This is a genomic window from Robiginitalea marina (assembly GCF_024006985.1).
Lineage (GTDB): Bacteria > Bacteroidota > Bacteroidia > Flavobacteriales > Flavobacteriaceae > Robiginitalea > Robiginitalea marina.
Genome location: NZ_JAMXIB010000006.1, coordinates 213,573 through 231,729, shown reverse-complemented (window position 1 = coordinate 231,729; position 18,157 = coordinate 213,573). Strand labels below are relative to the sequence as shown.

At 57.8% G+C, this 18,157-nt stretch carries 12 protein-coding genes; 2 read left to right on the top strand and 10 right to left on the bottom strand.

The genetic code is table 11. From position 1 onward, the window contains the following. Positions 1-8: 8 nt before the first annotated feature. From NG653_RS09645 to NG653_RS09635, 3 genes are all read right to left on the bottom strand, one after another. Entirely contained in the window at positions 9-710 is a 702-nt protein-coding gene (locus NG653_RS09645; protein WP_252741488.1) for a tetratricopeptide repeat protein, read from the bottom strand. Between the two features lie 65 nt (positions 711-775). Continuing rightward, entirely contained in the window at positions 776-1,621 is an 846-nt protein-coding gene (locus NG653_RS09640; protein WP_252741487.1) for an NAD(P)H-binding protein, read from the bottom strand. Next, positions 1,614-3,899: a M28 family peptidase gene (locus NG653_RS09635; RefSeq protein ID WP_252741486.1), complete on the bottom strand. Its 2,286-nt coding sequence runs from the start codon at positions 3,897-3,899 to the stop codon at positions 1,614-1,616. The genes NG653_RS09640 and NG653_RS09635 overlap by 8 nt, the downstream gene beginning before the upstream one ends. Before the next feature lie 126 nt (positions 3,900-4,025). Between NG653_RS09635 and NG653_RS09630 the strand changes: the two genes are divergently transcribed. Beyond that, a complete protein-coding gene (locus tag NG653_RS09630) occupies positions 4,026-4,496 on the top strand; it encodes a CBS domain-containing protein (protein ID WP_252741485.1) in 471 nt (156 codons plus the stop codon). A 77-nt stretch (positions 4,497-4,573) separates the two neighbouring features. On the opposite strand, the gene NG653_RS09625 is transcribed toward NG653_RS09630, so the two are convergent. Together NG653_RS09625 and NG653_RS09620 are read right to left on the bottom strand one after the other, a co-directional pair. Then, the gene (locus NG653_RS09625) at positions 4,574-7,717 is read right to left on the bottom strand and encodes a VPS10 domain-containing protein (RefSeq protein ID WP_252741484.1); all 3,144 of its coding nucleotides are present in this window, start codon (positions 7,715-7,717) and stop codon (positions 4,574-4,576) included. A 79-nt stretch (positions 7,718-7,796) separates the two neighbouring features. Then, positions 7,797-9,359 carry a M20/M25/M40 family metallo-hydrolase gene (locus NG653_RS09620; RefSeq protein WP_252741483.1) on the bottom strand — a complete coding sequence of 521 codons (1,563 nt, stop codon included), beginning with the start codon at positions 9,357-9,359 and terminating at the stop codon, positions 7,797-7,799. A 121-nt stretch (positions 9,360-9,480) separates the two neighbouring features. Between NG653_RS09620 and NG653_RS09615 the strand changes: the two genes are divergently transcribed. Beyond that, the gene (locus tag NG653_RS09615; RefSeq protein WP_252741482.1) at positions 9,481-9,813 is read left to right on the top strand and encodes a single-stranded DNA-binding protein; all 333 of its coding nucleotides are present in this window, start codon (positions 9,481-9,483) and stop codon (positions 9,811-9,813) included. A 346-nt stretch (positions 9,814-10,159) separates the two neighbouring features. On the opposite strand, the gene NG653_RS09610 is transcribed toward NG653_RS09615, so the two are convergent. From NG653_RS09610 to NG653_RS09590, 5 genes are all read right to left on the bottom strand, one after another. Continuing rightward, positions 10,160-10,678 (bottom strand): ferritin, encoded by a 519-nt coding sequence (locus NG653_RS09610; RefSeq protein WP_252741481.1) that lies wholly within the window; start codon positions 10,676-10,678, stop codon positions 10,160-10,162. A gap of 121 nt (positions 10,679-10,799) precedes the next feature. Then, the gene (locus tag NG653_RS09605) at positions 10,800-11,702 is read right to left on the bottom strand and encodes a histone deacetylase family protein (RefSeq protein WP_252741480.1); all 903 of its coding nucleotides are present in this window, start codon (positions 11,700-11,702) and stop codon (positions 10,800-10,802) included. A 15-nt stretch (positions 11,703-11,717) separates the two neighbouring features. Next, positions 11,718-14,093: an RNA-binding protein gene (locus NG653_RS09600; RefSeq protein WP_252741479.1), complete on the bottom strand. Its 2,376-nt coding sequence runs from the start codon at positions 14,091-14,093 to the stop codon at positions 11,718-11,720. Positions 14,094-14,214: 121 nt separating this feature from the next. Next, entirely contained in the window at positions 14,215-16,296 is a 2,082-nt protein-coding gene (metG, locus tag NG653_RS09595; protein WP_252741478.1) for a methionine--tRNA ligase, read from the bottom strand. Positions 16,297-16,449: 153 nt separating this feature from the next. Continuing rightward, on the bottom strand, positions 16,450-18,150 hold the full coding sequence (locus NG653_RS09590; RefSeq protein ID WP_252741477.1) for a DUF1501 domain-containing protein: 1,701 nt from the start codon (positions 18,148-18,150) through the stop codon (positions 16,450-16,452). Positions 18,151-18,157 lie beyond the last annotated feature (7 nt).

Sequence of the window (18,157 nt, the reverse complement as noted above, 5' to 3'; positions counted from 1 at the left end):
TTTCGCAATTATTCCTGTTTGGGATCCTCCGGGGTTTGCTTGCGCGATTCCAGGGCCTGTTTGCTGAGGCTGGCCAGGTTGAAATTCGGCGCCATGGCCAGGGCTTCGTCAAAACTGGCAATGGCCTGGTCTATGTTGTTTTTGTCCATGTTGAACTGCGCCAGGCCCTTCAGGTGCACAAAAGCCGCTTTCAGGGGGACTTCATAAGGTTGCTGCCTTTCATAAAAGGCGTATTTCATATCGTCTGTGGCATTCGAAATCCCGTATTCTATCTCCGAAAGCGACCCAGGGCTATCGCCAACCTGTATTTTCAGGTCGGCAATTTCATAGGCCAGATAAGGGTTGGGGCCGCGTTCATACATGAGTTGGAACTGCTCCAGGGCGCGTCTGGGCTGGTTCAGTGCCTTTAAGGAAACTGCCTTTACCTGCAGGGCCAGGTCGGAATCCTCAGGGTTCCGTTCAATGCCGATGGTGTTCAGGGCCTGCATGTGCTGGTTGTTGTTCGTGTAAACGTAAGCGAGGGTATCGAGCCGTGCCGGCGAAGGGTCCAGCAGGTTCAGGTGAGTCAGGGCATTGATGACCCCCTGCACATCGCCCTGAAGGCGCATTTGCCGGTAATAGTCCTGGTAGTGCCCAAGGAGGTCGGCCTGGCTCTGCGCCTGTGCAACGAGGCTTATTGCACCGAAAAGGATCACGAGGAGCTTCTTCATGGTTACTTCGTTTTAGGACGACAAAGCTACATTTTTTTTGGCAGGCAAGGGCACTTCCCGGTGGGCTAATCGCCCCCCGGGGCGGGATGCCAGCCGTGGTCATCGGAATAAATGGAATGGGTAAAGCGGACCCCGTGTGCGGCAAACCGGTTGCTGAGTACTTGTTTGCCAGTCGGCGGCCCGGGCGAGCCTCCATAAAGCGGGGGCGGCACTCCCAGGGCATGCGCCTCCCGGGTGTAATAGGCCCTTTTGGCAGGGTGTTCCGGGTAAACCGCATGGTAGATCCCGGGAGGGAATGCGCCGGATATCAGCGCCATCAAGGCCTCAAGGAGGTCTTCGCGCCGGATGAGGTTAACCCGCTGGTTGCCCCCTGCCCGGAATTCCCTGCCGCTCAGCACCCTTACCGGGTGCCGGTCCGGGCCCAACAGGCCTCCGGGGCGTACGACCTGGGTCAGGCGGCTGGGGTCGGCCAGCAGCAGGTTTTCCGCCTCCAGCAACTGGCGGCCGCTTTCAGAATCTGGAATGGCTTTATCGGCCTCGCTGACTTCCCCCTGTTCCTGTCCAAACACCGAGGTGCTGCTTACGAATACCAGGTGCGGGACCCTGGTTTCTTCCAGGGCGCGTTGCAGGGTGGAAGCCCTGGCGGCAAAGTCGCTTTCCGGGTCGGCCCTGAGGCCTGGCGGGATGTCCACTACCAGGCAATGGAGTCCATTCAGGAAGGCCTCCACAGGGCCTTCAATCCCTTTTTCACCAACGACCAGGCGAAAGGCTTCTATGCCCAGCGCCTCCAGGGAAGGCAATTTTTCCGGTTGGGTGGTCGTGCCGCGGACGGGGAATCCCTGCTGCCGGAGCCTTACGGCAAGCGGGGTTCCCAGCCAGCCGCACCCCAGGATTCCCACCGCCTTAGTCAAAACGCAGTTTTTTGATCAGCAGGACCGCATCATTGAGCACAAAGGGCATGGGGATGTTTTCGGCCGGACGGGGCGGGACAGTGAATAGCGGGTTTTCCAGCAAGTTATTGGAACCTTCATAAAGGGTGAGTTCCAGCGGTTCCCCGGCGGGGAATTCCAGCCTGAGCTCCGTAGGGTCATTATCGCTGATGTAATGGGTTACCAGTTTCCCTCCCCTCCGGTTGTTGAGGTAGAATTCCGAAAGCGCAATCCCATTTACCGCAGCGGCCGTAAGGGGGGTATTGCCCGTAAAAACTTCCAGCCGGTTCACATCCCTCCGGGGTTCGATCCGCAGGTCAATGACCCGTTGGCCCCCCAGCAGCGTATCCGAAAGGACAGTGATTTCAGGAGCCGGAATTGCCTTTACGGGCGCCTGGCTAACGAAGGAAAACCCGGTGCCGTATTTGCTGCTAAGCGTACCTGCCTGCCCGGGATCCGGGGGCCCGGCAGCAGACCCCAAAAAGGCAAGGGTCCATGGCGAAGGCACCTTTTCATAGGTGGCCCAGTGGGCTGTGTCGCGGTCGAGGTCCTTTACGTAAAGCAGGCTTGTGGGTTTGGGCGTATCCTGTGCAAAACCGCTCTTTATGTGGGCCCCCAGCATGAGGGCCAGGAAGGCGACGCCCCCGGCCAGGGCAAATTTCCTTTTTTTCGGATAGGCCCCAAGGGTGGGCAGCAACAGGAGGAAAATCAGGGAGCACATGATCGTGCTGCCCACCATCATCTTCAGGCCCAGGCCCACGGGCAACATCTGCACAAAAGGCGCAAACACCCACAGGGCGGGAAGGCCCAGGAATGCGAGGAGGTAGGGGTTGGGGTAGTCCTGCGAGAGCACGATCATCCACCCGAGGAGCAGGCCGAAGGCCGGGATGAGGAAAAAGGCCGCCCCGGGCAAATATGCGCTGAGCCCTGCACAAAGCAACAGGACAAAAAGGGTGGGGGCCACCAGGAGGTCGCGCAGGGCGATTTTCTGGAAGAGAGAGTAGGCCCAGAAACAAAGCCCCAGGGCCAGGGCGCTCCAGGCCGCGATGTAAAGGTGGCCGTTGTAGGTGAAGCCGTGGAGCATATCGGCATAGGCCGGATACAGGGCTTTCAGGAGGGGCCAGGCGAAATATCCGGCCAGGCCGTTCAAAGCCAGGAGAAGCCCCAGGGGGGCAAAGCCTGCGGCGACCCCTTTCAGGCGCAATTTACCGCTCCTGAAACCATACCCCAGGATGGACAGGAAAAGGACTCCAGCCAGGGCCATCAGGGGCCAGATCCATTCGAAGGGATAGGAAACCTGCCCGAAAAGGGGTACATTGAAATAGATCCGGTCGTCGAGGCTTTTTAGGGCCGAGAGGTCTGCCTCTGCGAAATACGCCAGCAGGGGCATCAGGTACGACCCCTGGTGGGCCAGGGTGCCCGGGTCGAGGCGGTCGGCCCGGTCAAGGGCGGTGTGGTAGTCGTAATGGTCGTCGATAAAGGCAAAATTGAAGCCTTCTATGTCGGCATCTTCGCGGAACACCGTGAGGTCCGTGTCGTTGGGCAGCATTTTATAGATGCTGTAGGCCAGGGAATTCGCCACCGGGTAGGGGGGGTCTGCTTCGGAGAAGGCCTCGATCAGTTTGGCATTGCCCCGGTTGGTCTCGATCAGCATGTAGGAGGCGCCTCCGCTGCCCCGGGCTTCAAAATTCAGGACCAGGCCGGCATCCCTGGTCCATGGGTGTTGGTTCACAAAGAGGTCGGCCCCGTTCAGGCCCAGTTCTTCTGCATCGGTGAAGAGGATTATGATATCGTTTTGGTGGGCTTTGCCCCGGGCGAGAGAGGCCCGTACCCCCTCCAGGATGGTCGCTACCCCGCTGCCCGCATCGCTGGCCCCAAAGGAGGAGTGAGGGCTGCTGTCGTAGTGGGAGAGGAGGACCAGGGCTTTGCCCCGTTTCGTCCCCGGAATCCGCGCCAGGATGTTGACAGCCTTGCTGAGGTTTCCCCAGTCCCCGGCAGTGTAGCCGCTCTGGATCTGTGGCTCCAGGCCCATGGCCTTCAATTGTTCCACAAGATACCGGCGTACCTCGCTGTGGGCCGGGAAGCCGACCCCATGGGGCCGGGTGGAAATGCTTTTGACGTGCTCCATGGCCCGGTCGGTCGAAAATTCAGATTCCGGCAGCCCTGAGTCGGGGGTATAGGGGGGGGTGGCTGCCAGGAAGGCCCAATAGGAAAGGCCCAGGAACCCCAGAAAAGTTAGGACGGAAACGGTTGGCTTCATGGGTGTGCTTTGACTTTTAAAAGTATGAAATTCTCAAGGCCCGTTGTATTTTATCGACTTAATTTTAGGAAGTACAGGGGAAATTGGTATCTTTAGTAATTACCTAATCCTTTAAAAAGCAATAGTATGGGCATAAAAAGTTTTCAGGGCCGCAGGTCCAGGGAGGCGTCAAAGAAGGAATATGACGCCCCCATCCTGGTTACCGACTATATGTCCAGAAAGCTCGTGACCTTCAGGCCCGACCAGTCGATTCTGGAGGTAATGGAGGCGTTCACGAAACACCGGATCTCCGGGGGGCCTGTCTTGGATGATAATGGGTTTCTGGTAGGGATCATTTCTGAGGCCGACTGCATGAAACAGATTTCGGAGAGCCGTTATTTCAACCAGCCTATCCTGGACAAAAGCGTGGAATCCTTTATGACCAAAAATGTGGATACCATCCCGCACGACATGAGTATTTTCGATGCCGCAGGGGTTTTCCATAAAAACAACCGCCGGCGGCTGCCGGTCATGAAGGACGGCCTGCTGATCGGGCAGATCAGCCGTAAGGACATCGTTATTGCGGCCCTTAAGCTCAACGCCCAGAACTGGAAATAACCAGGGGTAAAAAAAGATAAGCCGGGCCCCGGAGGGAATTACCTCCCGGGGCCCGGCTTTTTCCTGTCCGGGGCGGGCTACTCTTCTTCCATGATCAGGGCAGGCAGTCCCAGCTGGAGATACAGCTGGTTATATTCGGCCATCCCCTCGCGGACGATCCCCTGCTGTTCCGTTTTGAGGCTTTCCCACTCCTTCAGCAGGTCGGCCAGGCGTTCCTTTGCCCCTTGGGTAACCTTGGGTTCGGCAACATCTACAAATGCCTTTAATTCCATTAATTCCGCATTGAGGCGGTTGTTGAAATTGATGACGTCCTGGAAGGTTTCCTGCTTCGGCTGTATAAGGGATTCCTCCCAGGCGCTGATGCGTTCCATCAGGGCCTTCCCTTTTTCCACCAGGGCCGCGGCTTCCGGGTTTCCGGCCAGGAGCTTCTCCTGGGCCTTTAATTGCCGGCTTACCGAGCGGAGGCGGTTCACCCCCTGGTGCATCTCCCCAATGGCCCCTTCGATGGCCAACAGGGTAGCCTGTTGCTCCTGGTAGTCTGCAGGGCTGGCCTCCACCCCCGGATGCGGCAAAAGGGTAAATTCGCGCTCGATTTTTTCAGCTCCTGAGCTCAGTCGTGCCGTGTAGCGCCCTGGAGCCAGGCGGGAACCCCGGTAGTCACCCATTACAAAAACCTTTTCGACCGCTGGCAGGGCATCCCTTCGAAAATCCCAGACAAAGCGGTTATAGCCTGGTTTGGCAGGGAGGACTTCGGGTTTTGGCGGGCCCCCGGGCCAGGTTTTGAAGTCCTTTTCGGGCAGGCTGGAATAGGTCCGGACCACCTGGTCACCCTGCAGTATTTCCAGGGTCACCCCGGTGGAATCAGGCGCCTTGGGGAGGTAGTAGTCTAGGATTACCCCCGATCTGGGGTTTTGTCCGAGGCCCGGGGCCGGGGTTTCGGAATATCCCCCCTCGAAGCGGTAGGTGTCCCTGGGGGCCGCCAGGAATATCCCGCTGCCTTCCTGCCTTTGCTGCTGCAGGACAGAAAGGTCGTCCAGGATCCAGAAGGCACGGCCTGCGGTTGATGCGATCAGGTCGTTGTGGCGAAAGGTTAGGTCCGTGATGGGGACCACGGGCAGGTTCAACTGGAAGGGTTGCCAGTACCCCCCGCCGTTGAAAGAAAGGTATAACCCTGTTTCAGTACCGGCGTAAAGGAGGCCGGGCCTGTTGGGGTCTTCGCGGACTACCCTTACAAAGCCGTTGGGGTCTTCCAGCCCGCGCACCTGCAGCGACCAGCTTTTGCCGTAATCCGTAGTCTTGTAGACATAAGGGTTGAGGTCCATGAATTTATAGCGCATCAGCACCAGGTACGCCGTGGCCGGGTCGTGGGGAGACACCTCAATGCTGTTGACGATGCCTTCTTCCATGCCTTCGGGGGTTACGTTTTCCCAGGAAGTTCCCCCGTTTCGGGTCAGGTGTACCAGCCCGTCATCGCTGCCGGCCCAGAGCACCCCTTTTTCGTGGGGCGAGGCGGCCAGGTACATGATGGTATTGTAGTTTTCGCCCCCCGCGGCCTCATTGGTGTAAGGAATTCCCCCGGGCCCCTGCTTTTCGGGCTCGTCCCGGGTCAGGTCGGGGCTGATCACCGTCCAGTGCTGGCCGGCATCTTCAGACCGGAAGACCACGTTCCCGGCGTGGTAGATGATCGAAGGGTCATGTGGGTCGGCCAATATTGGGGCATTCCAGTTATAGCGGTATTTGAAATTTTCAGGGGCATTCCCCAGGGAAAGCTCCGGGTATTCCTTTATGGGCTTGCCTTCGCGGGTCGCCTTCACCCATTTTTCGATGATCCCCTGGTAACACCCGCCAAAGACCACCTCAGGGTTGTCGGGGTCAAAGGCCAGGTAGGCGCTTTCACAACCGGCCACGGAATGCCAGTCCTTCCAGTCAATCCCCCCGTCGTTGGTGCGGCTCACGATGGCGATGGCGGAATTGTCCTGTTGCCCGCCGTATACCTGGTACGGGAAGAGGTTGTCGGTGATGACCCGGTAAAACTGGGCGGTAGGCTGGTTTTCCTGGGTGCTCCAGCTTTTGCCGGCATTGTTGGAGATGTTTGCCCCGCCGTCATTGGCATTGATCATCTTCCGGTTGTCGGAAGGGTTGATCCAGAGGTCGTGGTTGTCGCCGTGGGGAGTAGGCAGGGGCTGGAAGGTCTTGCCCCCGTCAATGGAGCGTGTCACGGGCGCATTGAGGACATAGACTGTTTCGGCCTGTTGCGGGTCTGCAAAGATTTCCATATAGTACCAGGAACGGGTCACGTTGATGCGGTCGCGGTTCACCTGCCGCCACTTTTTTCCCCAATCGTCGGAGCGGTAAACCCCTGATTTCTCGCCTTCCGCCTCAATTACGGCGTAAACCAGGCCCGGTTGGGCCCCGGAAGCGGAAATCCCCGCTTTCCCAAAGGCTTCAGGGAGTCCTTCCTTAAGTTTTTCCCACCGGGTGCCCCCGTCCGTGGATTTGTACAGCCCGGATCCTGCCCCCCCTGACTTCATGGTCCATGGATAGCGCTGGTGGTCCCACAGGGCTGCATACAGCACCAGGGGGTTGTTCGGGTCCATGCTGAGGGAAGAGGCTCCCGTGGTCGGGTTAACATAGAGTACCCGCTCCCAGCTAGCCCCCCCGTCGGTAGACCGGTATACGCCCCTTTCTTCGCCGGGCCCGTATTGGGGCCCCTGTACCGCGACATAGAAGGTATTTTCATCCCTGGGGTGTATGATCACATCCGAAATGTGCCGGCTCTTGTCGAGTCCAAGGTGCGTCCAGGTCTGTCCGGCGTCCCTTGACAGGTAGACCCCGTCGCCCATGGAGGTCATCACCCCGCGTGCGGCGTGTTCGCCCATGCCTACCAGCACCAGGTTGGGGTTGCTTTCGCTCACGGCGATGTCCCCAACCGTGCCCGTTTTGAAAAAACCGTCAGAGATGTTTTTCCAGTGCAGGCCGTCATCGGTGGTTTTCCATACGCCACCCCCGGTGCTGCCCATATAATAGGTTCCCGGCTGGCTGGCAACCCCGGTGGCTGCCACAGACCTCCCACCCCTGAAGGGGCCGATGTTGCGCCATTTCATCCCATGGAAAAGGGTATCTGCCAAAACGGCTGGGGCGGGATTCTGTTTTCTGCGCTGGGGATAGGCTACCGCAAGGACCATCAGGAGGGCCGAAGCCGTGAGGAAAAGTTTTCTCATACTTGAAGATTTAAGGTTATTCGATCATTGAAGGATGCCCGAGGGGCCCCTGGGCATTTGTTGAAAATTGCCGGCCGCCTTATTCCCTGCCTCCTTCCCGGTTTGGCGCCCTGGGGGTCGGCCATTCGCGCGGTTTGCCCGTTTCGGGGTCCAGCGGCAATTCCGCCTGTTCCCGGGAGGTGCGCTGCGGGTCTTCGCTGGCCATGTAGGCCAGAACAGCAGTAAGGATCACATTGTTCCGCACGTCGTCAAAGACGATCTTGTCATACGTGTCAAGGTTGGTATGCCAGGTGTAATTCCAGTAGCTCCAGCTCAGGGAAGACAGCGAGAAGGCCGGGGCCCCGTGGGCGACGAATGAAGCGTAATCAGACCCCCCGCGCCCAGGGTTGCCGGGAAAGGTGGTTTCGATATGCCGGGTGATGGAGTCGGGGACGGCCCCAAGCCAGCGCCCCAGGAAGGCATAGGCATGGAGGAATCCCTGCCCGTTTATGCGCACCACCCTTCCGGTACCGTTGTCCTGGTTAAAAAGCGCCTGCAACCCGGCGACTACTTCGGGGTGGTCCTCCACGTAGGCCCTGGAGCCATTCAACCCCTGTTCTTCGCTGCCCCAGAGCCCCACCACAATGGTGCGCCTGGGGTTGGGGTATACTTTTTTCAGGATCCGGGCCGCTTCCATCATCGTCAGGGTCCCGGTACCGTTGTCGGTGGCGCCGGTGCCCCCGTCCCAGGAATCGAAATGGGCCGACAGAACCACGTATTCATCGGGAAGCTCCTTTCCGGGCAGCACCGCAATGGTGTTGAAGGTCGGCACCCTGCCGAGTTCCCTGGATTCCGCCACAACCCGGATTTTGGGCTCATCCCCATGCTCCGCCATACGGTACACCATACCATAATCTTCCAGGGACAGGTCCACTACCGCGATTTTTTCGGTGTTCGCACTGAAGATTTTATTGGCCCCGAAGGCATTGGACCACCTCGATTGCAGGATGCCGGCTGCCCCGGCGGCTTCCAGGGCCTGATTCAGGGTTTGGGCGGTATACCCGGAATTGCGCAGGTTTTGTTGCCAGGCGGCGGTTTCCGCTTCCCGGCGGCTTTTCATTTTTTCAAACGATTCCTCTGTGGCAAACTCTTCCCAGTTCTCATCGGGCCGCCCCGTAATCTGGGGCATGGAAACGCAAACCCATTTCCCGCGGGCCTGGGGGAGCCACCGTGCAAAGGCAAGGGAGTCCGCAACCATGGGCAGGGTAATGACCCCGGCGGTGATCCCGCCTGGCGGGGTGGCCGGGCTCCAGGCCAGTTGCCTGCCGTGCAGGGATACTACCCTGGGGGCCAGCAGGTCGATGTGGCAAATCCCGCGTTCCCAGCCGCGCCAGGTGCCCCAGGGTTCGTTGGAGGCCTCAATGCCCCAGCCAGAAAAGGTCTGGACGGCCCAGTCATGGGCTTTTTTCATTTGTGGGGTGCCCACCAGCCGTGGGCCAATAACATCCATGAGCTCATGGGCAAGCGCCTGCAACTGTGAATTTTCCGTGGCTTCGGTTTCAATTTGGGATACGACTGCCTCTACGCCTTGCGCCCTGATGCCGGACAGGGGTTGTATCAGTAAGCTGAGTGCGATCAGGAGGGTTTGGATCCGGTTTTTCATAAAAGGGGGTTGGTTTTTGAAGTTCTTAAAGATACGCATTCGGGCAATAAAATCCGTTTTTCCCTGCTTTGGCTTGGCAGGATACGCTGCGACTTTTGCCCGGAACGTAAACCTTAAAGTTATGAATGCACTTAGAAACAAAGTCTTGCTGATCGGCAATTTGGGGAAGGATCCCGAGGTCCTGGTCCTGGAGAGCGGGAACAAACTGGCGAAATTTTCCATTGCCACCAATGAAACCTACCGGAATGCCAAGGGGGAGAAGGTGACAGACACCCAGTGGCACCAGGTGGTTGCCTGGGGCAAAACCGCAGAAATTGTCGAAAATTACCTGGCCCGGGGTAAGGAGGTGGCCGTGGAGGGAAAGCTCATCCACAGGGCCTACGATACTCCAGAAGGGGAAAAAAAGTACGTCACGGAAGTCCGCTGCATGGAATTGCTCCTGCTGGGCAAATGAACGCTTTTGGCTTGATGGGTTAAAAGGGCTGGATAGCCCTTTTTTTTTGCTGGGGTCGCAGGATCAGGCTACCCGCTGAAGCCCGGGGGCAGTGCTTCGGATTTGTTTGAGCAAATCCAGGCACGGGCATTTTTTACAGCGTTTGCTCTCGCACTTTTTATATTTTTTGCAGCATTTCGTCTTGCAGCCCTCAGGCGGGCACTGGGTCTGGGCGAGCTCCTGAAGCCTTTTTTCCCGCTTCTTCTGCAGCTTTTCCGGCGCTTTGTCCTTCTTTTTGCCCATGGGAGGTTGGATAGACTCCCACAAAGCTATCAATTTAAATTAAATCTAAATAAAATTTAACACTCTAGGCGCCGGGGGCTCCCGCGGCACTTTCCACGGTAATCTGCTGCACGTCGCGGTCGAAGAGGTACAGACCCCCCTTGTCATTCCCGATAAGGTTGATTTTGTCGAGGATGTTGCGGGCAAGGGCTTCTTCCTCGATCTGTTCAGCCACGTACCACTGGAGGAAGTTGTGGGTGGCATAGTCCTTCTCCTGAAGGGTGATGTGCACCAGCTCATTAATGCTTTGGGAGACGTAGATCTCGTGCTCCAGCAGCTCGCGGAACATATCCTGGAAGGATCCGAAATCCGATTTTGGGGCCTTGAGCTCTGAGACCACGGCATGTCCTCCCCGTTCGTTCACATATTTGATGAGTTTCAGCATATGCATGCGTTCCTCATCGGAGTGCTTGTACATGAAGGTGGCAATCCCCTCAAGGCCTTTGACTTCCGCATAGGAGGCCATTGAGAGGTAGGTTTGGGACGACTCTGCTTCTACCCTGATTTGCGCGTTCAGGGCCTTTTCCATTTTTTCGGTTAACATCGTGAATAAAGTTTGTATAAAGGTACAAAAACCAGCCGTATCTGCGTGTTCCTGCCAGTGCAGATCGGGAATATTCTTGCGTCCGGGCTTTTTGCTTCGAGGGAGGGTGTGGGGATCGCTTTTAGAAGTAAAGCGCCCGGGCCAGGCGAAAAGTGGCTGCATGGGCCTCCACGATGGTCCTGAGCTGGGGGGAATAGCCCCCGCCCATACTGCATTGCACGGGCACCCCCAGGTCCCGGCACCAACGGAAAACCATTTCGTCCCGTTGCCGGCACCCTTGCAGGGTCAGGCCCAGGGTGCCCAATTTGTCGGTTTTCAGGACATCCACGCCACTGAGGTAGAAGATAAAATCGGGTTTCCATTCCGTCCTGAGCGCGGCAAGGTGGACCTCCAAAAGGTCGAGGTATTCCCGGTCGGAGGTCCCCGGCTCCAGGGCCACATCCCTGTCGGAGGTTTCCTTTCGAAACGGGTAATTGGTGCGCCCGTGCATTGAGAAGGTAAAAACCTCCGGTACCCCCTGGAAGATCTCGGCCGTGCCATTGCCCTGGTGCACGTCCAGGTCGAGGATCAGGATCCGGCTTGCCAGGGAATGGGCCAGCAGGTAATGGGCGCCTATGGCCTGGTCGTTGAGCATACAGAAGGCTTCGCCCCTGTTGGAATAGGCGTGGTGGGTGCCCCCGGCAATATTCATGGCGACCCCGTACTCCAGGGCATAGTGGCATCCCCGGATGGTCCCCTGGGCAATGGTGCGCTCCCGAAGGACCAACTCCCGGCTCCATGGGAACCCCACTTTCCGCATTTCACGGGGCGAAAGGGTCCCCTCGCAAAGTGCCTGGTAATATTCCTGACGGTGTGCCCGCAACAGGTCTTCCGTTGCCGGGAGGCCGGGGTCGAAAAAATTTTCGGCCCGGCAGGTACCCTCGTGCAGCAACTGCCGCGGAAGCAAGTCGTATTTCTGCATCGGGAAGCGATGCCCGTCCGGGAGGGGGTGCGTGTAAAGCGGGTGGAAGGCTATTTTCAGCATGTAACCGGAGGGAACCTAAGGGGCCTTCGTTTCAAGCAAAACCCGGCTTGAGACAAATTCATTCCCGTTGATGATCCCTTCCACATAAAGCTCCAACGCTTCCACGCCATGGGGCTTAGCCTTAAAGGCAATGGCCCCCGTGGGGTCTGCCTGAAGGTCAGGAACCCAGCCCAGGGTCCCAAAGGCCCTGAAAAAATCGCTGCTGTAGGAGGAATACACCGGGGTGTAAAACTGTTTCTTTTGCCCAAAAACCAGGGGGATCGCGTATGACTGGAAGGCCTTGGTGGCCAGGGGGTCCCTGGCCATCGCCGGGTTCGTCACGATGCGGATGACACCTCCCCCGCCATAAATCCCCGAGCCAATCCCTGTGGGATTTATCTCTATATAATCCACAATATCGAGGCGGAACCGCCAAAGAAGGTCAAAATCGGTAAGCAGGACCCCGTCGAGGTAGACGATCGGGCGGGGGTTACTTGGGGAATTGGGGTTTCCGGCCAGAATATCGAGGGTTCCAAGCCCTTCTATGACTCTATACCCGCGTCCGCTCAGGTAGGCGTCGAGGAACATCATCCGCCTGGGGTCGTCTTTCGCGAAGATGTCCACCCGACCCGGGGAACGGTCGCGCAATTGCTCCAGTCGCTGTATCCTCCTTACTTCAGAGACCACCACTTCATCGAGCATCTGAAGCCTTTTCAGGTTTTCGAAGGAGACGGGAGGCACTTCTATGGCTGCGAACCGCGGCCCCAGTCGGTTGGGTAAGAGGGTGGCCTTATGGGAATCCATCCGGGGCACCCCTGCGGGCTTGAAATGTACATAAGCCCCGGCAGGGCTTGACTTCAAATTCCCCCGGATTTCGGTAAGCGCCAGTTTTTCCCCTTCCAGGGGATAAAAGTTTTCCACGGTGAATTCCTCCTGTCCGGGCTCCAGTTCCAGGAGCTGCGAAGGGTTGTTGAAGGTCGGGAAGATATAAAAGGCATCGCTGCTGCGCGCATTGAACCCTACCGTGTAGGAAACCCCTTTTTCGAAATCGAACCGGTACCGGGGGGGATGGTTGAAAACGGTGTTCCAGTCGTAGCTGCTCCACCCCTGCGTGAGCAGGAGGTCATCCAGTTCGCGGCGTTTAACGGCACTTCCCTCCTGAAAATAATACCCCGCGTTTTGGATAGGGCCCCTGACGTAAGGTTGTAACAGGGTATAGGACCCCAGGTTGTGGTGGCTCCGGTTCGACTGGCTTCCGGCGGGAAGGATGGAAACGCTCAGGCTGTTGAAGGTGCCCGGTTGCAACCCGGGGATTCCCAGTCGGATGTCCAGGGAATCGCCCGCCGGGCTTGGGTATGCGACGACATTTTCATGAAAGGCCAGCCCCAGGGGGTTAAAGAAAAGGCGCTCCAGCAGGGGTTTCCCGGTCGGGTCAAACAGGGTAAACACATTCATGCCGGGGTAGAGGTCTTCTTTCGGGAACACCTTTAGCTGTTCCAGGCCATCCCGGAAGGAAACCGGGATTCCCTTCAGGTTGTCCCCATTATGGATGGTCAGGAAAAAGGGGGTTTCTGCCCAAGAAGGGTCCCTGAAACGGGCATTCAGTTCGATGGCGACCTTGTCATTGACTTCGGTCAGCCGAAGGCCCACCCCTTCAGGCTGTGCAGGGGGGAAGGGAATGCGGTGTTCGCGGTTTCCATAGCGGAAGTGGGCAAAATACAAGGTTCCCTTGTCTGGGGTTAACCCTATGCGCCCGATCCCGAACGGGTTTACCTTAAATCGGGTGATTTCTATCCCGGAACCGTCCGTAATGTGGCCTTCCACCCCGGGGACCCCAAATCCCCCGGTATCCTTGATGATTATCCCGTAGACCGCAGGGAGGCCCGCCACGGCATGGCCGCCTTCCGGGAGGATTTGGACCTCCAGGTCAGCGGGTTGTGGGGTGACGGGCAGGGTGGGATGGGTTTCCGGGTCCAACAGGTCGATGGACTGCTGAAAATAGTTCGCTTCCGAAAAGTTGCGCATCCAGTTGGTGTAGGCCTTGAAGGTATACTTCCCGGTATGGAAAAGGCTGTCAAGCTCAAAAACCCCCTGCCCGACCCCCCCGGTAATGCGGACCATTTGGGACTTTATCATGCGATCGTTGGAGTCGGCTAACACACAATACAGATTCCGGGTTTCCAGGGAGGGCTTTTTGGCGCCTTTGTCGAGGACATACGCTTTGAAACCGAGGTTTTCCCCCTTGATAAAGACCGATTTATTCAGGTGCACAAAGGCGACTTCCCGGGGAAGTTCGCTATACAGCGTAAAGTCATCGAGAATCCGGTCCAGCACGTCCAGTTGCTGTGCGTGCCCTTGGGGAATGAAGGAAAGGAGGACCAACTGCAGCAGGCAAGCCTTTATCAGGGTCATAGCTTTTTTTCTTAAAGATATAAATTATATGCGATACAGAAAAAAGCATTACCCACTGGTCCCTTGGCTATGTAACGTGCGCCCGGGTGACCCACAAAACGGGACGCCGACCCGGGTGGTTTCAGGTTATCGTCGACCCGCTGCCCGTATCGGCATCTTCCGGGCCCACGAATACCAGTTTTCCGTCTGGTTTTTCCGCCAGCAGGATCATCCCCTGGCTTTCCACCCCCCTCAGGGACCTGGGGGCGAGGTTGACCAGTACGGTGACTTTTTTCCCCACCAGTTCTTGCGGGGTGAAGTGTTCGGCAATGCCCGAGACGATGGTGCGGGTGTCGAGGCCTGTGTCTACCTGCATGACCATGAGTTTATTGGCCTTGGGCATTTTTTCGGCTGTAAGGATGGTGCCGACCCGGAGGTCCATTTTCGCAAAATCTTCATATACAATGGTTTCCTTTTGGGAAGGGAGCGGGGTATCCGACATGGCATTCTGTTTTTTGGTGTTTTCCAGTTTTTCCAGTTGCGCCTGTATTTCAGCGTCCTCTATTTTACGGAACAGCAGCCGCGATTCCCCGAGCAAATGCCCTTCAGGCAGTACAGGGGTAGCGTCGCTTCCCACAGATCCCCAGTCAGGTAGGGGGTCAAGGGCCTTAAAACCAAGCATTTTGCGGAGTTTTACTGCCGTAAAGGGGAGGAAGGGTTCGGCCAGCACGGCCAGCCCCCCTGCCAGTTGCAGGGCCGTATTGAGAATGGTGCCTACCCGTTCAGGGTCTTCCCTGATTACCTTCCAGGGTTCTTCCTCCGCCAGGTATTTGTTGCCCAACCGGGCGAGGTTCATCAATTCCTGCAGGCCCTCCCGGAATCGGAACCGTTCCAGGCAATCGCCGATGCGCCCGGGATATTCCCTGAGCTGGCCCAGGGTATCCAAGTCTGTTTGCTGCAACTGGGCGGCGGGGGGGACTTTTCCCCCGAAATAGTTCTGGGTGAGTACGGCAACCCGGTTGATGAAGTTCCCGAAAATGGCGACCAGTTCATTGTTGTTGCGCGCCTGGAAATCCTTCCAGGTAAAATCGTTGTCTTTGGTTTCCGGGGCATTGGCCGTCAGCACGTACCGGAGCACATCCTGCATGTCGGGGAAATCCTCCAGGTACTCATGAAGCCACACCGCCCAGTTGCGCGAGGTGGAAAGCTTTTGCCCTTCGAGGTTCAGGAATTCGTTGGCCGGTACGTTGTCCGGAAGGATGTAGCCGCCATGGGCCTTCAGCATGCTGGGGAAAATGATGCAGTGGAATACGATATTGTCCTTCCCGATAAAGTGTAGCAGCCGGGTTTGCGGGTCCTTCCAGTAGGGTTCCCAGTCTTTGCCTTCCCGCTGGGCCCATTCACGGGTAGACGAAATGTAGCCGATGGGGGCGTCAAACCACACGTAAAGAACCTTGCCTTCGGCCCCTTCCACGGGCACCGGGATGCCCCAGTCCAGGTCGCGGGTGACCGCCCTGGGTTTCAGGCCATCGTCAATCCAGGACTTGCACTGCCCGTATACGTTGGGTTTCCAGTCGGCCTGGTGCCCTTCCAGGATCCACTCTTTCAGGAACCCCTCATAGCGGTCGAGGGGCAGGAACCAGTGTTTGGTTTTTTTAAGCACGGGGGTGGCCCCGGTAAGCACCGAACGCGGCCCGATCAGGTCCGTGGCGTTCAGGGAGGTACCGCATTGCTCGCACTGGTCGCCATACGCCTGGTCGTACCCGCATTTCGGGCAGGTCCCCGTCACAAAGCGGTCGGCCAGGAATTGCCCGGCCTCTGCATCGTATAGCTGTTCCCCGGTTTCTTCGATAAAGTCGCCCTGCCGGTACAGCTTTTTGAAGAATTCGGAAGCCGTTTCATGGTGGATCTCCGCCGAGGTACGGGAATAGTTGTCGAAGGAAATTCCAAAACGGGCGAAGGAATCCTTAATGATATGGTGGTACTTATCGATCAGTTCCCGGGGGCTGATCCCCTCCTTTTTTGCCTTCATGGGGATGGCCACCCCATGCTCATCGCTCCCGCACACGAACAGGACATCGGCATTCCGGAGTCGCAGGTAGCGGCAATAGATGTCGGCGGGCACATATACCCCGGCCAGGTGCCCGATATGGATGGGTCCGTTGGTATAGGGAAGGGCGGCGGTAACGGTGGTCCGTTTACAGGTACCGGGAGGAGTTGGCATTTGATTCGGTTATGGTTCTGCAAAAATAACCAAATTTGGACGGGGGCCTATCCCCTCCGGGAAGGAAAGAAAAAACCCCGGAAACACCGGACTGATCCGAAGATCAGGGGGCATCCGGTGTCCGGGGGTATTGGCGTAAGGTCAGGGCATGCCTCAGGCTACCATAATCGACTTGGCGAGGCGGCGGTCCTGTACCTCAATGCGGTAGATATATTTCCCCGTGGCCAGGTGGTGCGGCACCCGGTCGCGGATATTGAGGTCCAGCTGGCCCTCGAACATCATCTCGTTGTAAAGGGTAGCCACTTTCTGGCCCAGGATATTGAACAGGGTGATGTCGACATGGGCCGTAAAGGGCAATTCCACGTGGATGTGCGGGTTCGAATCGGTCGGGTAGAAGGGGCGGTGTACGATGGCGTCCAGCAGCGGGTCTCCCGGGGGAGGGGTATTCGGGTTGTCCCCGGGCGTCGTGGGGGGCGTAAAGGGCTCGTCATTGTAGGCGATGTCGGGGAATTCCACCCCGCTGCAATTGAACCCGAGGTTCACGGGGTTGTAGGCATGCCCGAGCAGGTGTTGTTCCACCAGGGGGATGGGTACACAAAGCCATTCGGCCAGCACGGTGGCGTACAGGTCGCGGAAATCCATGGTGTATTCCAGGTTCCCCCGGCCGTTCGGGTCGGCCAGGGAGGGGTGTTCCCCCACAAAAGCACTGCCGTTGAGCCCGGACCCGAAGAACAGGGTGGGGGCGGCCTTGCCGTGGTCGGTGCCGTTGGAGCCGTTTTCGAAGATCCGGCGGCCGAATTCCGAGAAGGTCATGCTCAGCACCTTGTCGTCCTGCTGGGTAAAAGTAAGGTCTTCGTAGAAATCCCTTACCGCCACCGAAAGGTTGGTCATCAGGCGCTCGTGCACCAGGGGCTGGTTGCCGTGGGTGTCGAAGCCCCCCATGGAAATCATGTAGACCCGGGTGCCCAGGTTCCCCTTGATCAGCCGGGCGAGCAATGCCAGCTGGCGGGCGAAGCCGTTGTCCTGGTATTCCACCTGGTTTTGTCCGCGCTCATAGGCCTGGTGGATGATCCCGGCGTACTCGTAGGTCGTATTCGCCACCCCCCGCAGGAAGCGGAGCTGGTCGCCGTACATGCAATCCCCGAATAGCTGGGCATCGAGGCTGTACTGCACCCCCGATTCCGCAATTTCCTCGAGCTGGTTGATGTTGGAGGTCACAAAGGCGTAATTGGTTTCCTCCCCCTGGAAAACCAGGTTCCCGAAATTTCCGATCTGGATGGCGGCAGGGGCCGCCGGGGGGTTGATAAGGTAGTCGGGGTACAGGTTTTCGAAGTGGCGTCCCATCCACCCCGTATTCAGGCCGGAAAAGCCCGTGGTGGTGAGGTCCGTATTGGCATAGATATCCGACCCTGTAAAATGCGACAAGCTTTGGTTTTCATAGCCAACCCCATGGACGGCCTTAAACTGCCCTTCCCCCCACAGCCCTTGCAGGGCCTGCATATAGGAGGGAATCCCGTAGGAATCGGTGAGCTTAAGCACCTTGCTCTCAGGGATATAGATGTTCGGCCGGGCATTTGCATAGGTGTCGTACTGCTCGATGGGGATTACGGTACTCAATCCGTCATTCCCCCCTGACAGGCGGATTAGGATCAGGATGCCGTCTCCCTCTGCCCCGGCGATGGCCGCGGTAAGGGGTGATGGGGCAGAAGCGGTCAGCACGTTGCTGCCCAGCATCAGCGATCCGGACCCCGCGATCCCCAGGGCCTGCAAAAAGGAGCGGCGGCTCCAGTATTTGTGTTCCTGGTCATGGGCGGTGAGCCGGTGATTCGGTGGGGTTACATGGGTATTGCACATAGCAGTA

What these genes read in the sequence shown, in the direction of transcription:
- NG653_RS09645 (WP_252741488.1), bottom strand. Translation starts at nt 710, where the DNA reads ATGAAGAAGCTCCTCGTGATCCTTTTCGGTGCAATAAGCCTCGTTGCA.
- NG653_RS09635 (WP_252741486.1), bottom strand. Translation starts at nt 3,899, where the DNA reads ATGAAGCCAACCGTTTCCGTCCTAACTTTTCTGGGGTTCCTGGGCCTT.
- NG653_RS09630 (WP_252741485.1), top strand. Translation starts at nt 4,026, where the DNA reads ATGGGCATAAAAAGTTTTCAGGGCCGCAGGTCCAGGGAGGCGTCAAAG.
- NG653_RS09625 (WP_252741484.1), bottom strand. Translation starts at nt 7,717, where the DNA reads ATGAGAAAACTTTTCCTCACGGCTTCGGCCCTCCTGATGGTCCTTGCG.
- NG653_RS09620 (WP_252741483.1), bottom strand. Translation starts at nt 9,359, where the DNA reads ATGAAAAACCGGATCCAAACCCTCCTGATCGCACTCAGCTTACTGATA.
- NG653_RS09615 (WP_252741482.1), top strand. Translation starts at nt 9,481, where the DNA reads ATGAATGCACTTAGAAACAAAGTCTTGCTGATCGGCAATTTGGGGAAG.
- NG653_RS09610 (WP_252741481.1), bottom strand. Translation starts at nt 10,678, where the DNA reads ATGTTAACCGAAAAAATGGAAAAGGCCCTGAACGCGCAAATCAGGGTA.
- NG653_RS09605 (WP_252741480.1), bottom strand. Translation starts at nt 11,702, where the DNA reads ATGCTGAAAATAGCCTTCCACCCGCTTTACACGCACCCCCTCCCGGAC.
- NG653_RS09600 (WP_252741479.1), bottom strand. Translation starts at nt 14,093, where the DNA reads ATGACCCTGATAAAGGCTTGCCTGCTGCAGTTGGTCCTCCTTTCCTTC.
- metG (WP_252741478.1), bottom strand. Translation starts at nt 16,296, where the DNA reads ATGCCAACTCCTCCCGGTACCTGTAAACGGACCACCGTTACCGCCGCC.
- NG653_RS09590 (WP_252741477.1), bottom strand. Translation starts at nt 18,150, where the DNA reads ATGTGCAATACCCATGTAACCCCACCGAATCACCGGCTCACCGCCCAT.